This window comes from Mycoplasma tracheobuteonis (assembly GCF_054456995.1).
Window position 1 is genome coordinate 94116 of record NZ_JBTKTG010000001.1, and the last position, 25620, is coordinate 119735.

Annotated in this window: 27 protein-coding genes; 25 read left to right on the forward strand and 2 right to left on the reverse strand. The window is 29.1% G+C overall.

Annotated elements, in window-relative coordinates; all coding sequences use genetic code 4:
• Positions 1 to 238: 238 nt before the first annotated feature.
• Genes ACX1M8_RS00345 through ACX1M8_RS00375 form a run of 7 tightly spaced genes read left to right on the forward strand, consistent with a single transcriptional unit; the run spans position 239 to position 5043 of the window.
• Positions 239 to 490: a hypothetical protein gene (locus ACX1M8_RS00345; RefSeq protein WP_458617003.1), complete on the forward strand. Its 252-nt coding sequence runs from the start codon at positions 239 to 241 to the stop codon at positions 488 to 490.
• Positions 490 to 1143, forward strand: a complete 654-nt coding sequence (locus tag ACX1M8_RS00350; RefSeq protein WP_458617005.1) for a diadenylate cyclase — start codon at positions 490 to 492, stop codon at positions 1141 to 1143. Before ACX1M8_RS00345 ends, ACX1M8_RS00350 begins: the two co-directional genes overlap by 1 nt.
• Positions 1143 to 2600 (forward strand): magnesium transporter, encoded by a 1458-nt coding sequence (mgtE, locus tag ACX1M8_RS00355; protein ID WP_458798063.1) that lies wholly within the window; start codon positions 1143 to 1145, stop codon positions 2598 to 2600. Before ACX1M8_RS00350 ends, mgtE begins: the two co-directional genes overlap by 1 nt.
• Before the next feature lie 8 nt (positions 2601 to 2608).
• Positions 2609 to 2932 (forward strand): hypothetical protein, encoded by a 324-nt coding sequence (locus tag ACX1M8_RS00360; protein ID WP_458617009.1) that lies wholly within the window; start codon positions 2609 to 2611, stop codon positions 2930 to 2932.
• Positions 2933 to 2949: 17 nt separating this feature from the next.
• On the forward strand, positions 2950 to 3531 hold the full coding sequence (locus tag ACX1M8_RS00365; RefSeq protein ID WP_458810648.1) for an MHJ_0274 family protein: 582 nt from the start codon (positions 2950 to 2952) through the stop codon (positions 3529 to 3531).
• Positions 3500 to 4174: a CDP-diacylglycerol--glycerol-3-phosphate 3-phosphatidyltransferase gene (pgsA, locus tag ACX1M8_RS00370; RefSeq protein WP_458810646.1), complete on the forward strand. Its 675-nt coding sequence runs from the start codon at positions 3500 to 3502 to the stop codon at positions 4172 to 4174. The genes ACX1M8_RS00365 and pgsA overlap by 32 nt, the downstream gene beginning before the upstream one ends.
• 50 nt (positions 4175 to 4224) lie before the next feature.
• Entirely contained in the window at positions 4225 to 5043 is an 819-nt protein-coding gene (locus ACX1M8_RS00375) for a hypothetical protein (protein WP_458834805.1), read from the forward strand.
• Here the strand turns inward: ACX1M8_RS00375 and ACX1M8_RS00380 are convergent.
• Both ACX1M8_RS00380 and ACX1M8_RS00385 read right to left on the reverse strand, forming a co-directional pair.
• Positions 5040 to 5333 carry a hypothetical protein gene (locus tag ACX1M8_RS00380; RefSeq protein ID WP_458617021.1) on the reverse strand — a complete coding sequence of 98 codons (294 nt, stop codon included), beginning with the start codon at positions 5331 to 5333 and terminating at the stop codon, positions 5040 to 5042. The genes ACX1M8_RS00375 and ACX1M8_RS00380 overlap by 4 nt on opposite strands.
• The gene (locus ACX1M8_RS00385) at positions 5333 to 6184 is read right to left on the reverse strand and encodes a DegV family protein (RefSeq protein ID WP_458834804.1); all 852 of its coding nucleotides are present in this window, start codon (positions 6182 to 6184) and stop codon (positions 5333 to 5335) included. Before ACX1M8_RS00385 ends, ACX1M8_RS00380 begins: the two co-directional genes overlap by 1 nt.
• 413 nt (positions 6185 to 6597) lie before the next feature.
• On the opposite strand from ACX1M8_RS00385, the gene ACX1M8_RS00390 reads away from it, so the two are divergent.
• From ACX1M8_RS00390 to ACX1M8_RS00475, 18 genes are all read left to right on the forward strand, one after another.
• Positions 6598 to 8376: a hypothetical protein gene (locus ACX1M8_RS00390; protein ID WP_458836553.1), complete on the forward strand. Its 1779-nt coding sequence runs from the start codon at positions 6598 to 6600 to the stop codon at positions 8374 to 8376.
• A 77-nt stretch (positions 8377 to 8453) separates the two neighbouring features.
• The gene (rbfA, locus tag ACX1M8_RS00395) at positions 8454 to 8792 is read left to right on the forward strand and encodes a 30S ribosome-binding factor RbfA (RefSeq protein WP_458617028.1); all 339 of its coding nucleotides are present in this window, start codon (positions 8454 to 8456) and stop codon (positions 8790 to 8792) included.
• Between the two features lie 28 nt (positions 8793 to 8820).
• On the forward strand, positions 8821 to 10329 hold the full coding sequence (locus ACX1M8_RS00400; protein WP_458810641.1) for a lipoprotein 17-related variable surface protein: 1509 nt from the start codon (positions 8821 to 8823) through the stop codon (positions 10327 to 10329).
• The gene (locus ACX1M8_RS00405) at positions 10307 to 11884 is read left to right on the forward strand and encodes a hypothetical protein (protein WP_458836037.1); all 1578 of its coding nucleotides are present in this window, start codon (positions 10307 to 10309) and stop codon (positions 11882 to 11884) included. The genes ACX1M8_RS00400 and ACX1M8_RS00405 overlap by 23 nt, the downstream gene beginning before the upstream one ends.
• 191 nt (positions 11885 to 12075) lie before the next feature.
• Complete coding sequence (rpsF, locus tag ACX1M8_RS00410; RefSeq protein ID WP_458617034.1) at positions 12076 to 12477, forward strand: 30S ribosomal protein S6; 402 nt, start codon at positions 12076 to 12078, stop codon at positions 12475 to 12477.
• Between the two features lie 22 nt (positions 12478 to 12499).
• The gene (locus ACX1M8_RS00415) at positions 12500 to 13069 is read left to right on the forward strand and encodes a single-stranded DNA-binding protein (RefSeq protein WP_458810638.1); all 570 of its coding nucleotides are present in this window, start codon (positions 12500 to 12502) and stop codon (positions 13067 to 13069) included.
• A 14-nt stretch (positions 13070 to 13083) separates the two neighbouring features.
• Complete coding sequence (gene rpsR, locus ACX1M8_RS00420; protein WP_458798072.1) at positions 13084 to 13347, forward strand: 30S ribosomal protein S18; 264 nt, start codon at positions 13084 to 13086, stop codon at positions 13345 to 13347.
• Positions 13348 to 13598: 251 nt separating this feature from the next.
• Positions 13599 to 15428 (forward strand): ABC transporter permease, encoded by a 1830-nt coding sequence (locus ACX1M8_RS00425; RefSeq protein WP_458836036.1) that lies wholly within the window; start codon positions 13599 to 13601, stop codon positions 15426 to 15428.
• Positions 15425 to 16132, forward strand: coding sequence for an ABC transporter ATP-binding protein (locus ACX1M8_RS00430; protein ID WP_458617101.1), 708 nt, complete (start codon positions 15425 to 15427; stop codon positions 16130 to 16132). The genes ACX1M8_RS00425 and ACX1M8_RS00430 overlap by 4 nt, the downstream gene beginning before the upstream one ends.
• Positions 16110 to 17132, forward strand: a complete 1023-nt coding sequence (locus tag ACX1M8_RS00435; RefSeq protein WP_458836554.1) for an aromatic motif membrane protein — start codon at positions 16110 to 16112, stop codon at positions 17130 to 17132. The genes ACX1M8_RS00430 and ACX1M8_RS00435 overlap by 23 nt, the downstream gene beginning before the upstream one ends.
• Complete coding sequence (locus ACX1M8_RS00440; RefSeq protein ID WP_458617045.1) at positions 17122 to 18153, forward strand: aromatic motif membrane protein; 1032 nt, start codon at positions 17122 to 17124, stop codon at positions 18151 to 18153. Before ACX1M8_RS00435 ends, ACX1M8_RS00440 begins: the two co-directional genes overlap by 11 nt.
• Entirely contained in the window at positions 18125 to 19072 is a 948-nt protein-coding gene (locus ACX1M8_RS00445; protein WP_458836555.1) for an aromatic motif membrane protein, read from the forward strand. Before ACX1M8_RS00440 ends, ACX1M8_RS00445 begins: the two co-directional genes overlap by 29 nt.
• A gap of 1 nt (position 19073) precedes the next feature.
• On the forward strand, positions 19074 to 19952 hold the full coding sequence (locus tag ACX1M8_RS00450) for a hypothetical protein (RefSeq protein WP_458836556.1): 879 nt from the start codon (positions 19074 to 19076) through the stop codon (positions 19950 to 19952).
• A gap of 91 nt (positions 19953 to 20043) precedes the next feature.
• Positions 20044 to 20181 (forward strand): hypothetical protein, encoded by a 138-nt coding sequence (locus tag ACX1M8_RS00455; RefSeq protein WP_416738816.1) that lies wholly within the window; start codon positions 20044 to 20046, stop codon positions 20179 to 20181.
• A gap of 40 nt (positions 20182 to 20221) precedes the next feature.
• The gene (locus ACX1M8_RS00460) at positions 20222 to 21607 is read left to right on the forward strand and encodes an ABC transporter ATP-binding protein (protein ID WP_458836557.1); all 1386 of its coding nucleotides are present in this window, start codon (positions 20222 to 20224) and stop codon (positions 21605 to 21607) included.
• Positions 21591 to 22430 carry an ABC transporter permease gene (locus ACX1M8_RS00465; RefSeq protein ID WP_458798079.1) on the forward strand — a complete coding sequence of 280 codons (840 nt, stop codon included), beginning with the start codon at positions 21591 to 21593 and terminating at the stop codon, positions 22428 to 22430. The genes ACX1M8_RS00460 and ACX1M8_RS00465 overlap by 17 nt, the downstream gene beginning before the upstream one ends.
• Positions 22423 to 23211, forward strand: a complete 789-nt coding sequence (locus tag ACX1M8_RS00470; RefSeq protein WP_458807055.1) for an ABC transporter permease — start codon at positions 22423 to 22425, stop codon at positions 23209 to 23211. Before ACX1M8_RS00465 ends, ACX1M8_RS00470 begins: the two co-directional genes overlap by 8 nt.
• On the forward strand, positions 23211 to 25415 hold the full coding sequence (locus tag ACX1M8_RS00475) for a type 2 periplasmic-binding domain-containing protein (RefSeq protein WP_458836558.1): 2205 nt from the start codon (positions 23211 to 23213) through the stop codon (positions 25413 to 25415). Before ACX1M8_RS00470 ends, ACX1M8_RS00475 begins: the two co-directional genes overlap by 1 nt.
• Positions 25416 to 25620 lie beyond the last annotated feature (205 nt).

Below are 25620 nucleotides of genomic sequence, written 5' to 3' on the forward strand. Positions count from 1 at the left end.
ACTTGAAATTTGATCAAAAAATTGAAGCACCAATATCTAACTAATTTTGGAATAAGTATGTTTAAACTTAAATAACTTTTTTATCTATGTGCAAGGGTTAAAAGTTGTTTTTAGAGTTATATCAAATTTAATTTTGCATTAAGAACTGCTAAAAGCTTAAAAATAAACTTTTAAATTTAAATATTTTTATTTTTAATAAAAAAATTTAAAATTTAAATAAACAAGAAGGAGGCGTTTTATGGGACAAGAAAAAGACGAAAAAGAAACCAAAAAAACAAAATACATCGATTTAGTTGAATTCCGTAAACAAGAAATTCAACACGCCATTCTTTCGGCTCAAAAACAAAATGAAAAGGAAGAATATAAAACATCTCAAAAGGCATTGCCTTGATATAAACGAGATTTATTTATAAATCTTCTAGGTGCAACAGTTGCACTAAGTGTAATGATACTTATTATCTTAATTGCTTACTTGATTAAGGGGTTATAATGATTAAATATTTTGCTGAAGCTGCAGTTGCTAGTGCAAATGAAAAAACAACTGTAGTTTCTTCTCAATCAATCACAGCGTTAATTGTTATAGCATCATTAGTTTTAATTGTTGCTGTAGCAATTTTAGTACTATACCTATGACCTCATGTTTATAGTTTTATTGCTTCTAAGATCAAGAAGACTAAATATGAAAAGTTAGGTAAAAGTAGTCAAATACGTTTAATTAACCAATTAAGAGAAAGTGTCGAATATTTTTCAAAAAATAAGATAGGTGCTTTAATCACTATCGAGAATAATGACAATATAGACAATTTAAGAACAGATGGTGTTGTGTTAAACTCAAACATCTCTAGTTCTTTATTAATTGCTATCTTTAACAAAACAAGTCCACTACACGATGGGGCTGTAGTTATTAGAGATAACAAAATTTATTATGCTGCAACATTCTACAAAATTACACGTAAGAGTGTAGATTCAAAATATGGATCACGTCACAGAGCAGCTATGGGTATTTCAGAACAATGTGATGCTACTACAGTAGTGGTATCTGAAGAAGATGGAAGTATTAAGATTCTTAAGGGAAGCATTATACAACCTGTTAAATTAGAACAATTCCAAGAACAACTAATTAAATACTTAAAAGAACAATAATGGAATTTACTCCAGAAGCAAAAGAAACTTTAATTAATGACTTAGTTTCATTAATTAAAGATAAAAAGATTATTGCAGTTCGGGAATTGTGTGAAGAATATCCATATGCTGATTTTGCAGAAGCAATTGAAAGCTTAACTAAAGAAGAGCAGCTTTATGTCCTTAGAGTTTTAAAAACAGCAGAAGCTGCTGAAGTCTTTTCTTACTTAGAGGATGACACTAAAGTTAATTTAGCTAAATCATTCACCGAAGATTGAGGAATGAATATTCTTCAAGATCTTGAAAGTGACGAACTTGTTGACGTTCTAGAAGATTTACCTGTTAACTTTACTAAAAAAATTCTAGCTCAAACACCTGATGAAAAAAGAGCTAAATTAAATAACTTACTTTCATACGATGATGAACACGTTGGAAGTATTATGTCCGTGGATCTTTCAGTACTTAAAACTTCATGAAGTGCTAAAAAAGCAATCAGAAAGATTAAGAGAGACTATAAAAGCAAGATTGAACTTAGCCACAACTTCTACATTACTGATGATGATGGATTTTTAGTTGGGGATATTACACTTGAAGAATTAGTCTTTGCTGATGATGAAAACGAAACACTAGATAATTTATACAATGTAGTTGCTGCTGTTCATCCTTACGATAATAAAGAAGAAGCAGCTAATATATTCGCTGATCACGATAGATCAACGCTTCCTGTTGTATCAGCTGACAATAGACTTATTGGGATGATTTCTTCAGATGCTGTTATTGATGTTATTCAAGAACAAGCAACTGAGGATATGTATAAACTTGCAGGGATTAACCCAGATGCAGCTGAAGAAAGCTACTTAAAGACTAAACTATTACAAATAGTTAAATCACGTGTAGTTTGACTTATTATTCTTATGATATCAGCTACAATGTCTCAATACATTATTCAACAGTTTTCAAATATCTCTGAAAACTTCATTAAGGGTTTAGGAGTATCAGTTTCAACAGGTATTATTGTTGGGCTTATTCCTATTATTTCAGGATCAGCTGGTAATGCTGGTTCACAGTCTTCAACAACAATAACACGTGCCAGTGCACTTGGCGAAATTGAGCACAAAGATATTTGAAAAGTTATCCGTAAAGAAATATCAGTTGGAGCAGTAATTGGTGGAATTTTATTCGTCGTAAATATCGCCAGATTATATATTTATTTCGCTATTCCTTCTTTCAGAGATGGAAGTGGATGAGGACCTATTTCATTTATTATTTTAGCAAGTTCAATTTCTCTCTTTGTGGTAGTTATTTTTGCTAAGTTCTTAGGTACAATCATCCCTCTTATTGCGATTAAATACAAAAAAGATCCTGCAGTTATGTCAGCACCTATTTTAGCTACATTATCTGATGCGATCTCAACTCTAATTTTCTTCGGATTAAATATTGGAGTTTTAGCTCTAGCACACTTTGCTGGATGAATTTAAGGAGAAATATGAAAACAGCAGATATTGAAAAAGTAAAACTTTTAGCAGAAAACTATTTACAAGCTAAAGCTGATATGAAGGAATATTTAAATGCTATTAAGCAAGAAGTTGCTGATACTGAAGTAGCTATTTCTGAGCCTTTAAGTCAAGGTGGAAGAATCTTATATACAGAAGTGACACCTAAAGCTAGTTTTGATTTTAAAGGATATTCAAACTATCTTTATACAGCTATGATTCAAGGAATTACATATTCTGAAGAAGAATTAGATGAAATCATGAAACAATTCGTGGTTAAAAAAGACTCTAAATGAGTATTAAAAATTACTAAATAAAATTAAAGGAGAATGATATGGGTATGGATGCAACAATCGGGATTTGAATACTGTTTGCAGTAGTAATGGTCCTATTTATCGCATGAATTTTATATCAATACATTAAAGACAAACGTCTAAAGAAAAAAGCTGCAGCTCAAATGGTGGAAATTAGCAAAAACGCAGCTGTTTACGCCTATGAGCTAAGCTTAATGATGAATGAATTATTTGAACTAAATCGTAAAAGTTTAGAAGAATTTGTTCCTAGCATTGGAAAATACACAATGGGAGAAATTAATTCACATACACGTAATATAGTTCTTTCATTATATAAATCACCTGAATTTCATGATTACATCAAGGAAATGCCTACAAACGATTATAAAGAACTTGAAAGCAACTTAATAGCCTTAAGAGATCTAAATGCTAATTTATGAGATAAAAAAGGTGTTAAATATATTGAATACTTCACAACTAAAGCGCCAGAACACTTTAGAAAAAAAGTTGAAGAGTTTGATAAAGTAGAAATTGATTCTTTATTTAAAGATAAAGAAGAAATTCTAGCAAAAATAAGAGGAGTGTACACAAATGAGTTTGAAAACAATGAACAAGCCAAATAAGCTAACTCTACTTCGTTTAGTTTTAGTTATTCCTACTTTCTTATTAATGATTGCAGGATATTACACCTTATCAAAAGGTTCTGAATTTGGTGGTAATTTAGCTAACTTACATGAGCTTGGTTACAAAATTGCCTTTTCAATTATTACTGGATTTATTTTAGCTCTATTTACTGGGGCAATGATTACTGACTTTTTTGATGGAAGAATCGCTCGTAAACAAAATTTAGTTACTGACTTTGGAATCGTTTGAGATCCGATTGCAGATAAAGTAATGACTAATTTAACTTTAATTTACTTTGGTGTAATCAATGTTCTACCATTTTGAGCAGTAGCTATCTTTATTTTAAGAGATATTATTGTTGATGGTGTTAGAATGTTTTTAGCTAAAATTGGTGTTTCAGTAGCTGCTAAAAAATTAGGAAAAATTAAAACATTAATTCTTTCAATAGGTATTTGTGTTACATTATTAATGTTAATTTGATTACCATACACAAACTTTACAACACAATACCACTTCATGTACTTAATTAACATCCCAATTTATGTAGCATTAATTTTAAGTGTTATCTCAGGAACTATTTATGTAGTTAAGGGATCAAAACACATGAAACAAAATTCAAGAACAACAGAAAGCAAAAACTAATATTCAGATTATAATTTATATATAACAAGCTTTATATATAGGAGACATAAGTGCAATATTTATTAACCAATAACTTCATTTGAGAATTCTTTGTAGCAGAACTCATTAGTGTTGCGTTTTTAACACTTATGTCTTTTTTATGCACCCATTTAGCTAAAGCATATAATAAACGTAATTTCATTTATCCTTTCTTCTATGCTTTAGCCACTTTAACATCTGCCTTTATTTCATTTGCTGTACTTAGAATACTTGCTCAATTTTTTGAGCCTAAATCAATGTATGAGAAAATCAATAACAACATTCCTCCTATAGTTAACCCTATGGTAACGCTCTTTTATGTTTTTACCTATGTATTTAATCCAGTAAAAACCCAAATTCATGTGGCTAATATTTGACTTATAATACTAGGACACGTGATCGGAGGTATTATAGGTGGTTTAATTTGAGCTTGCATCAAAAGAAAAAGACCTAGCTTAAATAACTCTTATAAAAATGTTTCAATGATTCAAAGAACTGAATTAACTTGAGATACAGGATTTGTCTTTGTCTTTACTTTACTCACCTTCATTATTCAATATGTAATCAACAAAAAGTCAAACAACTATATTCTATCTTCAAGTTATACAGGATTACTAACCTTTTTAATGTTACTTTTAGCCTCATGATTGCTTAGATTATCATTCCCAACTAACATTTATGTTTCTACAGGATCCTTTATTGTTTCACTCTTTTATGATAGAGATAAAATAAAAGCCAATGCCTCATATTTATTATTTGTGGCATTAGCTTATATAATTTCAACTGCATTAGTATCGCTAGTTTATGTTGAATTACCAATTAATCATAACTCAGCACTCTTTATTCACTAGCCTGCTCAATGATAAACAATGGCTAGAATAATAATGATTACTAAAGCTACAATTAAAACAATTGAACCTATCGCAAGGATATAAGCTCACTTATTCTTGCGATATTTTTTGATCTCAAATTCATCTTGTTGGTTTTCAATAATAATACTATCAACTAGCTTTGTGAAACGCTTATCATTTAATGATGTAGTACTACATTTTAGCTCATCTTTTAAAGCTTGATTTTTAGATCTTTTTCTAGGCTTACTTGTTTTTGTTTTAGTAGTTGTTTTCTTTTTTGTTTCTGGCATTAGTCTTCTAAGTTTAATTTAGGCATTACTGTAATTGCAAAAGCTTCAGGTCCTGTGTGAATTGCAATTACGCTTGAAGTAATTTGTTCATGAGCTAAATTTATATCTAACTCTGCACATTGTTTCTTGACTTCTTCATTGATTTCTGTATCAATACCGTGCATTCAGTTAAATTCGTAATTTTCTACACCATCATCAGGGAAGTTGTAAGCTTTTTCTACTGCTTTTTCAATAGCGCCTTTTTTAGTACGTTTTAAGAATACTGGTGTTACTTTTCCATCTGAAGTATATTCAAGAATTGGAATTAAGCTTATTTTAGTCATAATAAACTTCTTAACTCCATGTAATCTACCACCTTGAATCATATACTTCATATCAAATGGTACTAAGTATGTTGCTGAAGCATTATCAACATCTGTTAAAAGCTTGAAAATTTCTTCCATTCCTAAACCTTGGTTATGGAGTTTTAAAGCATATCTAGCTGCATTGTATAATTGAATTCCACTTCAGTGGTTTTCGAAAATATAAACATTTTTATAATCGCTTGCTACTGTACGTACGTGACTTGAAGTTGAACTTAAACTTGGGTGAATTCCAAGATAAATAACTTCATCAAATTCTTCACTAGCTTCTTGAACAATTTTGTTAATTATTTCTAATTTAGGGCTAGATGATTTAAAACTATTTGCTTTAGATAAAACTTCTAACACTTTAGTTTTATCTTCTAAACCATCTTGATATACTATTCCATCTAAATCAACTTGTAATGGAATAAATTTAAATCCTGCTTTTTCAGCTTCTTCTTGATATAGACCACTAAAAGAGTCTAAAATAATTCCTAATTTTTTCATGTTTTAATTATATAGAAAAATTAAAAAAAGTCTGCTGTAAAATTTTAACCAAAAAATCTCTAATTAAATTAATTTAAGCACTATTGTTAAGGAACAAAATATTAATTTAGCATTTAATTTTAGCTGAATAAAACTACCTATTTTTACTAGCTGAGTGTTTTAAAAGTGCATATGTAAAAATGACACAAAAAAATCAAAAATCTTACATAGCCCTTCATCGGGATGTGGTAAAATATTTTTGCTACTTAGGTAGCAACAAAACAGAGGATATAAGTCATCTTGGTAACGAGATGGCTTTTTAATTTCCATATTTTTCCATAATTTATGAAAATTTCCATAAATTAAGAGCTAAAAACAACCTTTTATGCCTTATTTATAGGTAAAGAATATAATTGAAAATATATGGAGGATTAATGAAAAAATTAAATTTAGTATTTATGGCACTATCAGGTGTCGCAATAACGACATTGCCTCTAGTTGCTACACAATGTCAGAAAAATAGCAAAGATGTCGAACAGCCTAAAAAAGATCAACAGCAAAACGTAGGAGGTACGCAAAATTCTGATAAAAGTGGTGTTCAAAATCCTATTCAAGGTGGAGAAAAAGAACAACCTATCCCAGAACCACAACCTGCTCCTAAACCAGCTCTAGTTAATAAAGACTTTTTAGCCTTAGACAATGATGCTTTAGTCAAAAAATATATTGGAGAAAATAAACCAAAATTAAAAGCAGAATTGGTTAATAAAAAAACATCTTGAGTCGCTGAACCTGAAGATTTGGATCAAATAAAATTTATTCCAAGTCAAACTGAAGAAGTTAGTGTTTTAGAAGTCAATATGCCTTCAGATGAAGATAGAATGAATCATCTAGAAGATTGACTAAAACAAGGTAAGATGAAAGTTGATTATCGCTTTAAGGTAGTTTCAAAAGCTGATCCTACAGTATCTAAAGAATTTACTTATTCTTATGAAATTGGTGAATATATTGATGAAGCAAAAGCAAATGAAATATTTGCAAATTCACTTAATTTACTTGATAAAAGTAATTATGAACTTGATCGAAGTAAATTAAAAGTATACCTTGATGATAATAAATATGCAAGTATGAATAATTCATACAAATTTAAGCAAGGAGTCTTCTGAAATAAATCAGTTGAAAAAGCAATTACTGTTAAAGACACTGGAACGTTAGCTAAACTTTCATTTGAATATAATTCAGAAGCTGCTCTTCCAATTTTAGAAAAAAGCAACGCTTTACAAATTCAACCATACTTATATTTAGATGACAAGTCATATGAAACTTTCTTTGCATACAAAAATGGAAAGCAATACTTAGAAGATGATATTGATAAATACTCAATAACATTTGAAAATATGCCTGCTAAAGCATTAAGTGCTGTAGCGATTGCTACAAATTACAACATTCAGCAAACTGCTAAAATTGATGCTAAAAAATTAGAAGCTCTAACTGGTAAAAAAATCAGTGAAGTACCTACAAAAGATATGACTCTAGATGTTATTAAACAAACTTTAACATTTAATCCAATGGAATTGAGAGGAAAAGCTGATAAAAATGGATTAGATAAGTTTGACTTTACAAAAGATTTTGTAAAAGCATCTGGAATGCATTTAGTAAAAGTAACACCTAATGAATATAACGGATCAATCAAGGTAGAATTTGAATTTAACACCATTGTAAATAACGATCCAAATGGAACAATTTACCTAGGACAAGGCAAAGAACAAAGTTTTGATCCTAATGAAGAAACATTCAAATCAGCTAAATTTGACATCACTTTTAAAGGATTTAAAGTTACAAAAACTATTGATAAAAGTCAATTTGAAGAAAAAGCTATTTTTGATCTAAATTCAGAAATGACTTTAGCAAATGTAAAAGAATCTTGAAATGCAAAACCTGATAAGAGAAAGCACAATGGAGCATTCCAAAAATACGATAAAGCTAAAATACCTTTTATCGGATTTACTTCATTAGGTCAAGGTGTTTCTAATAAAGTTTTCACTCTAAAATTAGGATCAAATCTAAACTTGAGTGATATTTTAACAACTAGCCTTAAGGGAGATAACAAATATCTAGAAGGTAGTTTTGATGAAGAAACTAAAGAACTTGTAATTAACTTCAAAATCCGTGGTGATGAAGATAAAATTTACAAGCAAACTTTCACATTATCATAAAAGTGGAAAAATATTCAATAATTCAAATTTAATGCTTATATAAATATATTTACTTAAAAAATGGATATAATTAAGATATGAATGAAATCAATTTAAAAAGAAAAGAAGCGAGATTACAACAACTATTAGCAGATATCGTAACAAACGATATCACTAATGTTAATGTAAACGATCCAGTAGTCATGGATGTTTCGCTTTCTAACGACTTATCACATGTTAAAGTTTTTGTCTCATTTTTAAATAATGAACAAAAAGGAATCGAAGCATTAAACAATGCTTCAGGATATGTTAGAAAGGTGCTTTCTAAATCACTTGATTGAAGAAAAGTGCCTAGTGTACACTTTTACTTAGATGAAGTATCAAAAAATGGCCAAAAAATAGAAGAGATACTTGCATCAATAAAAAACGAAAAATAAAACTTAATTAAGTTGAAAGGACAATTAAATGTCAAAGGTCGGAAAATTTTTACTTGTAGTTGTAGGGGGACTTGCAATCGGTTCAGCTGCTGTTGCAGTACCAAGTGTTATCTACAAGAATCAAAGAGATTATCAAGCTCAAGAAGCTAAATTAAAACAAGCTCAAGCAAATATCGATGTTTCTTTAGCATCAACAGTTAACAAAGCTGAAACACTTGCTTCAGCATTAACAAGCAATGATGTTTTATTTGCTGGATACGACAGAGCATCATTCGATGTTTCAGTTGTAACATTATCTGCAGATAATTCAAAAGGAACATTAAAAGTTACATACAAAATTCAATCAAAGAGCTATGCAAAATTATTTGCTAACAAAGAAACAAGCTTTGACGGATTCAAAGTTGAAGTTGTAACACCACCAGCTCAAACACCAGAAAAAGCTCCAATTGATACAGCTGCTGAATCAATCGTTGAACCTGTTAACTCAGCATATGCAAATATTGCAAATAATGCTACATACAGTTTAAGCGATGAACAAAAAGAAGTAATTACAAATTACGCTAAAGAAGTTGCATCAGGATTACAAGCTGAAAGCAAAAAAGTGCTAGAAGCTGTTAAAGCATTACCTGCATCACAATACCAACCAGTATCTGCTTTATACAATGAAGTTGCTTTAAAATTAAATGACGTACTTGTTAACGCATTAAACAACGCAATCGTAACTAAAGCACAAGATGGTATGGCTTCAATTAAAGAATACATCATCCCAAGAATGGGTGAAATTAAAAACAATGTTGCTGATATCTTGATTCAAAAATCTCAAGATATTGCAAATGTTGGACAAGCAATTTTTGAAACATTAAGAACAAATGATTCTACAAAGAACTTACCAACATTAGACAACTTTATTACAGGTATGACAGCATACTTCAAAACAGCTATCGAAACATACGCTGGAAAAGTTAAAGAAGTTGTATTTGCTGATGGAACAAAACCTACAAAAGCTCTAGAAGAATTAGAAAAATTCTTACCAGAATTAAAAGCTGAAGCTGCAGCTAAAGCAAAAGAAATCTTAGGAACTGACTATGATGCTGTTAAAGCAGTATTAAAATCAGAATACTTAGCATTAGAACAAACAATTGCTTCAAACAAATCATTATTAATTAACGAAACTGCTAAACTTGCAAAAGTTATTGATGATTTAAAACTAGTTAAAACAGAACAAGGTGGCGGACAACCTGCTGATGGATCTAGTCCAGTTCAAGGTGAACCAACAAACCCTAGAGATGAAAAACCAGCACCTAAACCAGTTGATGGAGAACAACCTGCTGACGGAACAAAACCTGGTACAGGTGAACAACCTGTAACAGGAAATCCTACACCAAGCGATGGAGAAAAACCAGTTGAAGGATCAAAACCAGGTGATGAAAAAACACCATCTCAAGGTGGAGAACAACCAGGAACTGAAAATCCAGCACCAAGTGAAGGTGAACCTAATACAGAAGTTCCTGCTGATGGACAACCTGTGAGGAACTAAGGACTCAGAAGCTAAAAAAGCAAGTGAATTAACAGAAGAAGAAGTTAATACACTTATTGGAGAAACAAAACCAACATTAACAGAAGCTGCTACAAAGAAAACTGCATTTAGCGCAGTAGCTGACGATTTCGTTGCTCCACAATTTGCTGAAAACAAAGATTACACAATTGAAGCAAGTAATCCAGTATTTGAACAAGTTGTTTTAGCAAACAAAACAATACCAAACGAAGTTAGAGAAGCTGCTAAAGAAAAAATGCTAAATGGAATTAACACAATTTCATACACAATTACAGTTACATCTAAAAAAGATGCTACAGACAAGAAAGAAATCCAAAAATCATTTGATGTTAGTGGATTTATTTCAAAAGTTGCTGCTGAAGAAATCTTTAAAGCATTAACAATAGAAGATAAAGCTAATATTGATAAATCAGTAGTTAGAATTGAACCATCTACTGATAAGGGTATGACTAAAGCATACAAATTTATGCACGGAACTTACAGCCCAAGCTCATTAGATAAATTAGATTTAATTACTGTAACAAAACCTGAAAATTCAGTAGACATTTTAGTAGGAAATATAATTGATTCAACAGATGTTGCTCAAGCAACAGCTAAATTAAGACCAATTGTATATTTAGATAAACCTTCTAAAGAATATATCTTTGCGTACAAAGATAAAACAGATACAAAATCAGAATCAAATCTTGTAACTGTAACTGAATTACCTACACCAATTTTAAGTGCAAAAGCTATTGAAAACTTTTATGCTAAAAACTCATCTACAAAAATTTATGAAATTAATGTAGAAGAAACAGTTAAAAAACTAGGAAAAGCATTAGATCAAGTATTACCTTCAGAAATTACAAAAGACCAAATTGTAATTGCTGCTAAAGCTGGAACATTAACAGCTCAAAATAATGATCAAGATACTTTCCAAGTTACACCAGAAATGTTAGAAGCATTCAATGGCGCTGTTTCTGAATTAACACCTTTAGATGACCAAGGAATGTTATTTATAAGAGTATCATTTAATACTGTAATTAAACCTAATGCAATCTATATGCTTGCTAACAAGTCTCAAACAACAGATGCAGAAGTAGCTAAAAAAGAATTAGGTGAATTCAAACTTAAACTCGAAGGATTAAAAGTTAAAGAAGCTGTAAGTGAACCTGCTACAGGTGAAGAAAATAAACCTGCTGAAGAAGCTAAAGTTCTTCAAGGTACAGCACTTGTATTACGTGATAACGCAACTGCTGAATATGTTGCTAAAGTAACAGCTGAAAAAGCTAAGTCAATAGCATCAAAAGGAATTCTTCAATGATATTCTAAAGATAATAAATTCGGAATTACTTCAGGTGGTGCATATAAAGAACAAAATAATATTATTGAATTAGCAAGTGGTGTTCAATTAAGTGATCTTAAATTAATTAAATCTGGAAAGAACTCTTACATGCACGGTTCATATGACCCTGAAACAAAAACATTAAAAGTTCAATATTCACAAAAAATTAATGGTGAATTTAAAGATGTTGAACAATCATTTGTTTTAAAATAATTTTGATAAATGCAGCATTTTAATGTGCTGTATTTTTCTATATTTTTAAATTTATAATAATAAGCCTACTACACAGTGCTTGAAAAAATAACGCTAAAGTTACAAAAATATACATCTCTTGTATAATATACAAGAGTATATAGCAATACTCCTTGGCTAAAATAGCCCAGAAATGACCATAAGGAGAAAAAATGAACAAATACGAAATTATGTCAATCGTAAACCCTAAAGCTGATGTTAAAGTTTTAAACGACTTATTAACAGAAGTTTTTGGAAAAGGTGTTTCTAAAGTTGAAAAACTTGAAAAGAACGAACTTGCTTACGAAATCAACAAATCAAAACACGCTCAATACGTTTTAGCTTATGTAGAAGCTGAAGGAAAAGCAATTGCTGAATTTACACGTCGTTCAAATATCGTTAAAGATATCTGAAGAGTACTAGTTATTAACCTTGATACAGAAAAAGGATTTAACAAAAAAGCTGATGATAAAGCAAAATCACGTGGAAGAAAAAGAGTAGCTAAAGAAGCTAACTCAGAAAACGCTTCAAAACCACGTCAACCTAGAGTTCGTAAAGAAAACTCAGAAAAATAGTTTTACATTTTAAAGGAGTAGTATGTATAACAAAATTACACTTGTTGGTCGTATTACAAGTACACCAGAATTATCTCGTACATCAAACAATGTTGCATATGTTAGATTAACATTAGCCGTAAATAGACCAAATTTCGGTGCTAACAATGATATCACTGATTTTATTCCACTTGTAGCATGAAGACAATCAGCTGAATTTATTGCAAACAATCTAACAAAAGGTTCTTTAATTTTAGTTGAAGGATCTCTTCATTCATCTACATACAACAGCAACCAAACTAATCAATTAGTTAGATCACTTGACGTTACTGTAGATCGTGTTGTTGCTTTAGAATCTAAAGCAGTACGCGAAATGAGAAGTGGCAACACACCTGTTGCAAATAACAACACATTTACACCAACATTTAACAATGTGCCTTCAAATAATAATAATCAACGTACATACACCAGAAATGAAAATGTTGATTATTCATTTAGTGAAAAGACACAAACTCCAAATGTAACTACTGAAATTAAACAAAACGATGCTAAATCTAATGAAGTTGAACAAGACATTTCTGCCTTATTTGACTTTGGCAGTGATTTAGATTAATAAAGGAGACAAATATGGCTTACATTAAACGTAACAAAAAAGGTTTTGGAAGAAGAAAATCATGTGAATTTTGTGATAACCACATGGAATATGTAGACTACAAAAATGTTGAATTATTAAACAAATTTGTATCAGCTACAGGACAAATCAAAGCTAAATCATCAACAGGTACATGTGCTAAACACCAAAGAAAAGTAGCAAATGCTATTAAAAGAGCTAGATTTATTGCTTTAATGCCTTACCACGTAGTTCGTCCACGTGTTGCAAAAAGCAACTAATATATACTTATATATTGCTAGTCACAACTAATCATAAGTTGTGATTTTTTATTTGCTAATTTTTTTACAAGTGTAGTTTAGCTTTCTAAAAAATATTACTGAATAGTAATTAAAGCCTAGAAAAAAATAAAAAATTACAAATAAGCCTAAAATATAGGGATATATGTTTCTTTTTCTAAATTAACTTATGTATATAATATTCATATATAAATATTACTGATTAGTAATATTATGAAAAATAGGGAGAAAATATGAAAACAACATTAAGTTATATTTCGTTTTTGCATAAAATTATCTTAAAAAAGAAATCAACATTAATAGTTCCTTTAGTGTGAATGCTAATTTCAACTATTTTAGCAATCGTACTCTCAACACTGGGGCTTAATGATTTAAAAAGTAATTTCGTTATTTATGCAATTGTGTTTGCAGAATTACTTATAACAATATTTTATGCAAGTTTAAAATCGTTACATATATATAAGGATCTTGAAGAGGAAGGGGTTGAATTATTAACTTACTCTAAACCTATTTCGAGAAAACAAGTATTTTTAGGAAAATTTAGTATTTTTATAATTTTTGGAATGTATTGAGCACTGGTAATGCTATATTCTAATTTATTTATAGGATTAGGACTACATTATAAATATTTAGCAGCTTATACATTATTATCATTTGTAGTGTTTTTATTAAGCTACATAATGTTTGGAATGATAGCTTCTATCATCGGATATAAATTAAATGGAAAAATAGCTTTAGCTGTACCTATGGTGGTATTTACGCCATTAGTTATTGGAGGAACAGTTATAGCTTCTCAATCAACTTCAACAAGTAATAATTTAGCTTACTATTTAAATGCAAAACGAGAGCTACAACCTGCTGGAAATAAAGCAAATATTGAGATGTTTTATTTAAATAATGATAAAGACGCCTTCTATATTATCCCTAATGGATATGAAGATAAAAGTTTTTCTCAAAAGCAACAAAATTACATTGCTAATTCATACAAATATGCTTCTTCATCTGCTAAAGGATGACAAGCGTATTCATGACTAGTAATGCCTTACCAATTAATAGATATATTTAATATTGATAATGATAATGTCTTTGATAGTTTTTCAAGTAATAAAAATAGTAATTTAGATAATTACATATATTACGATCATTTAGATTCGCCTGCTTATAGTTATGATCTAAAAGAAAATACAGGTTTACCTAAATATCAAATTACTATGCAAGATGTAGATAAAAATAAAGTACAAAAAGATGTTTACTTAGTACCTGGCGCACTTAAAAATCAAGTTAACCCAACATTAACAGGTATGTATGTTGATACAAATATTATTTATGCAAGAAATGGGGCTGATAAGTTTAACATTACCTTCCCTGAAGATTCATATAATAATACAACTGGAGATAGTTTAGTTGGGAAATTAAATTGAAGTTACCTAAAAGAATTGCTTCAGTCAAAAGAATTTAATAAATATGGTCAAAAATTCACTCGTGAAATACTTGAAAGTGATGATTACAAAGATTTAGATTCAGATGATTTAACAACTATAGCAAGTATGGTTTTTGATAAATTACAAAGCGAAATTAGTGATGAGACCTCAACTTTAAATAATTTAGATGACGATAGCGTTACTGTGTTAAATGATGCTTCAATCAATAATAAAATTATTAAGTCAAAAGTTGAAAAACAAATTTACTTACTAACAGGAATGATTTATTACATTTACTTTAACTTCTCAGGTCAAAGCCTAGGAAATGCAGTCTTATATAATTCAGCAACAAGTAACTATACACCTAAAACATATCAATTCAATATTGGTGGATATGACTACAATATTGGTGGATATGCATCATACAACACAAAACAAGAAGTAAAAGATAGTAAAGTAATTATTAGATATGACCTAATAGCTTCTAATAACTACTTATTCCAACCTTTAGAACAAATTTATCAAGTAGCTAGAGATAAACAAATAATTAATAAATATGGTTTCATAGGAATATGAATTGCTTTAGGATTTATATTTATCTTAATGAACAACATTTTATACATCAGAAAGGACTATAGATAATGGATATACTACAAGTAAATAATTTAAGTAAAATCTATAAAGATAAAAAAGAAACTCGTGGTATCTTTAACATTAGTTTTAATGTTAAAGCTGGATCATTTCATGCTTTTATAGGTGAAAATGGTGCAGGGAAAACTACAACAATAAAATCTATTATTGGTTCTTATGATAAATATGAAGGTGAAATCTTAATTAATAATATTAATGCAAGGAAACCTGCTTCAAAAGCTAAATTAGGATATGTACCTGAAGCAGCAATCTTTCCAAAGGAATTAACAACTTGAGAATACCTATATTCAGTTGCGCTTTTATCAGGTATGAATAAAAATCAAGCAACAGAAAAAATTAATGAGTTACTTGAAAGATTTGAAATTAGTAATTTAGCTAAATCAAAACCATATTCTTTTTCTTCTGGTCAAAAGAAAAAAGTTTTATTAATTCAAGCTTTACTTAATGATCCAGACTTAATAATTTTAGATGAACCAGCAGCTAACTTAGATCCTACTGCAAGATATCAATTATTCTCATTATTAGAAGCATTACACAACGAAGGAAAAAGCATATTTATTTCTTCTCACGTTCTTAGTGAAATAGATAAATATGTAGATTCATATACTCTTATTCACCACGGAGAAATAGTTTCTTCTGGAGAAAAGAAACAACCACTAGAAGATATCTTCTATGAAAAAGTTATTAAGAAATAAGATTTTCCTTTCTAGTGTAATAGCTTTACCACTATGTGCGAGTGTTATATCTTGCTCAAATACTAAAAATTCAGATAACGATATTAAAGTAAAACCAATAAAAGAAATAACTCACAATGAGATCATTTTAAAAGATATATTAAACAAGTTAAATAGCAATATACAGGAACAAGATGTTTATTTAAGAACTCAAAAAAATATTTCTAATTCTATTTTTACTGAGTTAAAAGCTTCAATGATATATGCAAATATTTCAAACAACAATGTGCTTGAAAAATCACCAAGCGAACTAAATAATCAAGTAAAAAATGCAATTGATGCAATTACAAATATGCTTACTATTAATTGATATTGATATTTAGACCATTTAAACAATAATACATATGTGTTTAATCCTTATAATTCAGACTTTAAAAATATTCCTAGTTCTAAGAAAGAAGGAAGTAAAACTCCATCAGGAACTAAAGAGTTATTTGACTATGTCAAAGAACAATTCGACTCTTGAGCATTCGAAATCAAAGATAAAGAAATTTCTCAAATTAAATCTTTTGATTTAGAAAATAAACAATCTGATATTTATAAGAATAAGAAGTTAAATTTCTTAGTGTTTGGCAATGATGCTTTTATTCCTTATTTTACTTACAGTAAGGAAGAAAACTCAGGAGAAGAAACCATTACTAAGAATTATATTTTAGTAACTCCAGATGTCTTTAGAGTTATTAATGAAGCAAATATTGATGAATTAATTAATAACTTTATCGATATATTTAAAAAGTCATATCAAGATATCATTCAAGATGATATAAATTATGCTATACAAGTAGGCGATGATAAAAGTGAAGCTACTATAAATGCATATAAGCAATATAGTGATAAAAATTTAATCAGTTTATACAATCCTAATAATTATTCAAATGTGTTCTATAGAACAGTAAATAATCTAAATAATGACAAAATGCAAATTTTAAGATATACATGAGGTGAAATCAATGAAAACTAAATTTAAATTTCTTCTTTCTAGTGTTGTAGCAACACCATTATTTTTAATGCCTGTTGCTTGTCAAGATTATAGCCACAATGAAGAATTGAATACTTATATAGACACTGATAAAGATATTTCACCTATGAAAACTTCTAAAGAAGCCATAAAACATAAAGCTATCATGAACACATTGCTTTCAAGAGTTTATAAAGCTACACCACAGGCACAAAATGCTAAAGAAGTTTATATTCTAGAACAAGAAAGAAATGCTGATCAAATCCTTGAAAAATTTAGTGAAATAGCAAAAGCCTTCAGCAATGCTTATGTAGATACTTCTAAATATAAGAAAGAAATAGCAGATATAGAATCTAAACTAGTTTTCTATAGATTTGATCCAAACAAATATCAAGAAGCTTTAAATAGAATTGATGAACTTAAAAGAATAATTAAAGAAGCTGAAGCTAATAAGCCTAGTGTTTCACCATTAGATTATTTAGCTCAATATAAAGAACTAATTTCTAAAAATTGATACTTTATTTTAAATAACTTAGATAAATTTAATTGAAATTTTGTTTCTTGAGCTTTCGATCCTTTTATTCCTACAAGCAAGGAATTAAAGGTATCTCAACAATATGTTAAGGAAGCAAATAGACAAACTCCTTATTCAACATTAAATTTCAAAGATAGTTATCTAGATGAGATAAAAATCGGAGACGAATCATACGAAATTGGTGATAACGATATTTACTACATTAAAAAAGACAAATTAGTTTTCAGATTTATGATTAGAGATATTTCAAGTGATATTTCTAGAGTAGAATTAAGTTTTGTAGGAATTTATTTTGGAGGAGCTTCAGCTAACACAATTTCAATTAACTTATTATCTCAAACAATACACAGTGGATTTATTCATGGCTATGAAGAAGGACTAAAACAATACCAAGAAGATATGCCTAAAAAACAAAGATATGGATATCCAGCATTTGTATTCCCATTTGGAAAGGAGCATGATGAAAAAACTAAAGAAACTGCTAATTAGCCTTTTAACACTATCAGCAAGTTGTACAATTCTTGCTCCTAGCATTTCAGCCATTAGCAATAAAGAAGCATCAAACGATATCGAAGAAACAAATAAAGCTACAGCAAAAGAAGAAAACGATTTTGAAGATGATTTAACATTAAAATGAAAGATGTTTCTAAAACAAGAAGCAGTCTCTTCACTTTTGGATGAAATTTATGGTGATGATCTTGAAGCCAGAAATGAATATGTAGCATCTCAAAAAGCTTTATTACATAATAACTATATTGAAAAAGTTTCAACAGCTTTAAAATATTCTAATGTAATTACACGTCAATCTTCTAAATACGAAGAGGATTCTCCTTATCCTTGAATAACTACAGTAGCTGCATTCCCTTATTCTGTAAAAGAAGGTGATAAAATTATTGATGAAGCAAATGAAAAGAATTGATTATGAAGCTTATTTAATATTAATCGTTTTACCTTTATGCAAAATTATGCATTTACTCGTAATAACAATGAAAGTCAAGAATCATTTAGCTTAAGAGATAGTGAAAATAAGTTAATTTACTCAATTTTCTCTAATATTAAGTCAAATAATATTATTCAATTTGTTAAACAAGGTGAATCTTCGGATGATGAGTTACACTACTACTTATTAAATGAAAATGGTTTTATCTTAAAATTAGATTTAAGCATATATATTGATACTGAAACTCAGAAAAAAAATGTAAAAACTAAACTTTTTAATTATATTGTTTCTTATCCAAAATTACTATCTGCAAGCAATAAAAATGCAATCTTTAATTTAAATAAATATGTAAACTTATATGGGAACTTTGATTTAAGTAATTCAGGTAAAACACAAACTGAAGAAGTTTTATACAAAGATTATTATGGAGGTATTCTACTGAAATATGCACCAGTAGATGTAAAGTAGTATGAAAAAATTAAGATGATTATTACCCTTAGGAATCTTACACTTAGCAGCATTACCTGTAGTTGCTACAGCATGCTCTACTACAAATAAACTCAAAAAAAGAGAACATATTATGCAAGGGATTAAAGATGAATTAGCTAAATATGGTGTTAATTTTTCTAAAGAACAAGAAGATGCATATAAAAACTTTGATCAAGCAGCTTACGACAAGCTTTCTTCTCAACTGCAAGCTAATGCAAGTAAAATTTTTGCTCTTAATAAGGAAATAAATGAAGTAGAAATGGCTCCTGAACAAAAAGAAGCAAAGCAAGCTCAATTAGATGCTTTACTAAAACAACAAGGAGATTTACTTTCAAAAAACATCCTTCCTTATTTTGCTTACTTATATAATTTCACAACTAAATTTTATGACTATGGATTATTGACTAAAGCATTAAAAAGCGATACACATGCCGTGCACACACCTCTTTATGTTCACTATGCAGCTAATGTACAAAATGAAAATTCAAATGATATAGCTGCACCTCATACTCACTTTACTTACAACCGTAATGAAGTAAAGCCAAACGTATTAATGAAAAAGCTAAAATATTCTAGATTACAAGAATCTCCTAAATATCCTGGATACCGTGTAATGTATGTAAGTTTTAAAAGAACTGTATTTAAGATTTATGTATCAGCACAAGGTCAAGTTACTTTAGATCCTTTATGTATTTATTTCACAAAATCAAGTGATGCCTACCCAATTGATCCAACGGATACATTTGATGCAATGGAAAAAAATGAAGCTACATTGACTAAAGAAGACATCATTCTTTTTGAAACAAAATTCGCTAAAAGATATGATGTTCAATATCCACAATTTAATTTAATTTATTAGTTTACTTTTATAACTTAAAAACAGTAAGATTTGATTTTTAAAAAAAGCAAATTTTTACTGTTTTTTTGTTATCTTTTAGTACAATTTCAATATGAAAAATAAGGCAATGTTAATTCAAATTCTTCAGGTTAAAAATATCTTTAGAGTTTTTAATGATATTGAATATTCAAGTGCACAATACTTAGTTGAAGAATACTCTGAAAATTTATACGATACTGTCTCCCTGTAGATATTAATTGATTTTTAAATTAATATGAAAGGAGAACAAAATGGCAAAGAAAAAAATCAATAAAGACGAACAACCAGTTATTGAACTAATTGATGTTGTTAAAGAATTTCAAGATAAAACTGTTTTGCACAGTATTAATTTGCAAATTAAACGTGGTGAATTTGTAACTTTACTTGGACCTTCTGGATCAGGTAAGACCACAATTCTAAGATTAATTGGTGGTTTTGAGTGAGCTACCCGTGGTGAAATTAAATTCGATGGGTACGATATTAAAGACTTAGAACCTTACAAAAGAAATGTATCAACAATTTTCCAAGATTATGCTTTATTCCCACACTTAAATGTTGAAGGTAATATTGCTTATGGTTTAAAACTAAAAAGAGTACCTCGTGAAGTAATTAATGATAAATATAATGCTTTATACCAAAAGAAATTAGCTCAATGAACAGCACTTTCAGAATCTAAAATGGCTCAACTTGATAAAATTCAAGAAAAATACGAAGCTGAATTAGAATCAACTAAACCAGGTACATATCAATACAGAAAACGCCAAAATTGACTTGACGATTCTGACTTCAAATACTCATACTGAGAAAACTATGTAAATCAAAAATCTGAAGCATTTAAAAATCGTTACTTTAAACGTAAGATGACTAAAGATGAAATGAATGCTAAAATAGCTAAAATGATTGATTTAGTTGGATTAACAGGAAATGCTACTAAACCAATTAGTGCACTTTCAGGTGGAATGAAACAACGTGTAGCTTTAGCTAGATCACTTGTTATTGAACCTGAAATCCTATTACTTGATGAACCTCTTTCTGCACTTGATGCCAAAATTAGACAAAAAATGCAAGTGTTACTTAGAAGCGTACAACAAGAACTAGGCCTTACATTTATCTTTGTTACTCACGACCAAGACGAAGCTTTAGAATTATCAGATCGTATTGCTGTAATGCGTGATGGTAGAATTGAGCAATACGATACACCTAAAAACATTTATGACTACCCTGTAAATATTTGAGTAGCTAAATTCATAGGTGATTCAAATATCTTTAATGCAAAATTCAATCCTAAGAATGGAAAAATTAAATTACTTGGAAAAGAATTTAAAACTATTCACGAAGTTGATGAATTTGCTCCTAATGAAATGTTAGATGCTTTAATTCGTCCTGAGGATATTGATATTAATGCAAATCCATCAACAACCAAAGATAAAATTGCAGGAAAAATAGTAGATATCTCATATCGTGGTTCATACTACTATTTAAAAGTTGAAATTGCTGATGAAGAATACATTTATGTTGAAACAGCCAAAAAATTTGATTTAGATGAAAAAGTATATATGAGTTGAACAATTGACTCAATTCACTTAATGAAAAAAGATCCTAAGTGAGATTATTCAAATCATGATTTCCAAAATTAAAGAAAAATTAACGCTTAATCGCAAGCTTTATTTGGCGCTACCATACATTCTAGTAGCTATTCTTCTTATAATCCTTCCACTAATTATGATTATTTATTCAGCATTTTCTGTTTCAGGAAATGACTTTAATTCATGAGAATTAGTAACAAGTAAAAACACTTGAAGAATAATGGGACGTAGCTTGTGAATTGGGTTGGTATCAGCGATTTTTTGCCTTATTATTGGCTTTCCGTATGCATACTTTATTTCAACATCTAAATCCAAAGTTTTCAGAATTTATGCTTTAAGCTTAATTCTTTCTCCAATGGCAATTTTCACTATCGCTAGAGTTTATTCAATTAAAGCCTTATTTTTAGCGATATTTGCTTCAGATCCTAAAAGCTTAAATAATGAAATGTTTATAGTTTTCGGACTTACATACTTAAATTTACCTTTAATGATTATGCCTTTATACACAGTGTTTAAGGATATGCCTAAAAACATTGTGGAAGCAAGTAATGATTTAGGATACAACAATGTGCAAACTATCTTTAAAGTAATTATTCCTTATGGAACTAAAGCTATTTTAAGTGGACTAGCAATGATATTTCTAGCTAGTGCAACCACCTTTATTATTTCGGCTAAATTACTACCAGATGGTTCTCAACACCAGTTAATTGGAGATATTATTAACTCTAAAATTAATCCAGGTAACAAGTTTGATCTTTCTGCAGGATCTTCTCTTGTTATTGTTGTTTCTTTAGTCTTTATTTCAATTTATGCTTTAATGCTCTTTATTCCTAAACTAATCTTTAAGCTTAAGAAAGGAGCACACTATGAGTAAACTTGGAAGTTTTTTAAGAAAAACATACATATACATCATTTTATCAATTGTATATATACCACTATTTTTTGGTGCTATCTTTACCTTTAACCAAGCCACACCGAAAGGTTTATTTAACACAACTTGAACTAAGGGTACTGTAGAAAACTGAATCCATTTATTTGATAATGATCGTATTTCTGCTTTAGTTAACTCAGTGTTACTAGCTATTATTGTTTCATTCTTAGTGTGCTGTATTTCACTTGTTACAGTTTATGCACTTTATCGTCAAAAGAACCGTGCAGTAAGAGGATTTGTTACAGCGAGCTCAAATATTCCTTTAATTAATCCAGATAACATTACAGCTATTGGGCTTGTACTTGTGTTTGGAGCTTTCTTTGGAGTAGTTCAAACAGATAATGAAGGATTTATTCGTGTAATTATTGCTCATACAGTTATGGCACTTCCATATGGTATTTCTTTAATGCTACCACGTAGTGAAAAATTCAATAATAACCTATTTGAAGCAAGTCAAGATTTAGGATATTCAAAAATTAGATCTTGATTTAGAACATACTTTGTTTATATGATACCTTCAATCATTATGGCTGTAGTGGTATCTTCTGTATTAAGTTTTGATGACTTCATTATTACTCGTACAGTATCAAACTCACCTACTCTTGGAACTAAATTATACGAAGGTTCATTTGAACCTTGAGGACTTGTTTTAGGAACTATTATTCTCTTTATTACAATAGTTGCTAACATAATTTATACTTTAGTTAAAAAGAACAAAAAATAATGAAAAAGTTATATCGTAATTTATTAATTAGTTCCACATTACTTGCTTCAGGAGTAGTTGTAGGAAGTGCAATAGCTTACAAAGTAACACATCAATATAAACCTGCTTTTTATAATTTCAAATCATATATGTCTGAAGATAACCAAACTATCTTAAGAAAACACTTTACCTATACACAATTCAGTGAAGTAGGAGAGTTCAATAATGCTTTAATCAATCACAAAGCAGCTGCTGGTGTAGGAACAGACTTTTTAGCAGCTCAATTAGTTACCAAAGGGCTAATAGGAAAAATTGATTATGCAACCTTATTTAAAGATGAAAGCTTAAGAGATAATCCTACTAAAACCAAAAATATCGTACGTTTATTTCTAAGAGATGAAATCTGAAACCATCTTGCTTCATATAATGAATATTTAGCAAAATATAACAAAGGTGAACTATGAGAATACTTTTTTCCATACTATTCTCAAGATACTGTTATAGCTTATAACACTAGAAAGAATCCTATAGCAGAATCACGTAGAGAAGATAAAGAAGATCCTTTATCAGGTATATCTACATCTTGAATTAAACAGCAAAATTTCGCTAATGGCGAAGCTTACAATTCCTTTATTAATGTCCTAAAAGCTGTAAGTTGAAATGGTTTTGATACATATGTAATAACGGATGCAATGCGCGATAATATGCTTTATGGTTCATCATACTGATTACTTCCAGATGGAGAAAGAACTTCTTCTCGTTTTACAGGAGACGTAAATTCAGATACTTATAAAATACTTATTGATTCATTTAAACAACTAATTAAAGATGGAACTGGTTATGATGTTAGAAACAATCGTCACATTTCTTTTGAAGGTGATGGTTTAGAACTTTTAAACCAATTAATTAACCCTAAACGTCCTGATATCAAAGCTGCTATTATGTATAATGGTGACGCAATTGATGCTTATTATGGATCAGATAATTATCCAGCTACTGAATGAGAAAAAAATAATGGATTTACTCATGATGGTGATATTAGAGTTATCAAACCTAAACAAAATCTTCTTTTAGTTGACGGAATTATGCTTTCTGCATCTAATTCAGAAGAAGAAAATAATCAATATATCGATATCTTAAGTAATAGTGTCTATAGCAATTTAAATCGTTATTGAGAATTAGGAAAAGATAAGGTAAAATTAGAATCCTACAGTAAAGAGGAAAAAGCTAAATTTAATGAAAACTTAGTTGCTCTAACTTGAAAACAAATTCAACAAGAAGGTGCTTTTAATCAACTATGAGATCCTAAATTCTTGAGTAAAGATATCTCACAAGTTCAAATTAATAACGTTATTACTAAATACAGTGATCTAATTAATTTATCACTACCTGCTAATGCTAAATGACTTGAAGAATACAATAAAGCTCAAACTAAAGAAGATAATGAGATAGAAAACTATGATGATAAAATAAATATCGCTCCAAGTATTCTTCAAAAGTACTTTTTAGCTAATTTATCAACTTTATTAGATCGGTTTTTAGAATTTACAAATAATCAAAACGCTTCTGTACTAGATATAAAAGGTGATCAGGAAGCTCAAATATTATCTGCTATAGTGCAAAGTAATAAATCTGAAATTAAAAGCTTTCTTTCTGATAATGAATCAGAGGAGCTCAAAGATGTTTTAGCCTTGTATTTAGCTAGAAAAATAGCATTTATTGATATTTCTAATGAAGAAAATATCGAAGGTTGAGGCAACTTAACTAATTTCAACTATATCAATTATGTACCGACACAAGAAATAGATTATCAATTAGTGTTGCGCAACTATTTTGCAGATGTGATTGATGGGCAAGATAAAAACGTTATAGATATATATAAAATTAGCGATATATCTAGCAATTATGATAAATTAGAAATATTTGTAAAAGAATTACAAATTCTAATTAATCAATATGAACAAAAAACTAATAATACCCATGAAATAGCTGAATATCTAATTCAAGCTAAAGAAAAACTTGCTGAAATTAATCAAGCATTAGTAAAAAATCAAGAAAGTGAATTAGATGATTTAATAAATAATATTGAAAAAGAAAAGAACAATGTTATTATCGCTAAGGCATGAAAAAATAATGGCATTATCGAACATAAAGCTTTATCACCTGTAAGCGAACAAATTTCATCAGAATCATCACAATATTATTTTATGGAAACAAAAAGTTAAGATCGGGTATTCGGTCTTTTCTTTTGCAATATATCATTTAACTTTATACAAGTAATTAAGAATGCATAATTACGGATAACACTATGATATAGGAATATATGTATTTATAATATTTTAAACTCCGAAATTCTAAATTTATTTTTAAACAATGTTTTATGTTGATTTTACTAGCTAAAATAGCTCAGTAAAAGAGTAAAAGCCATAT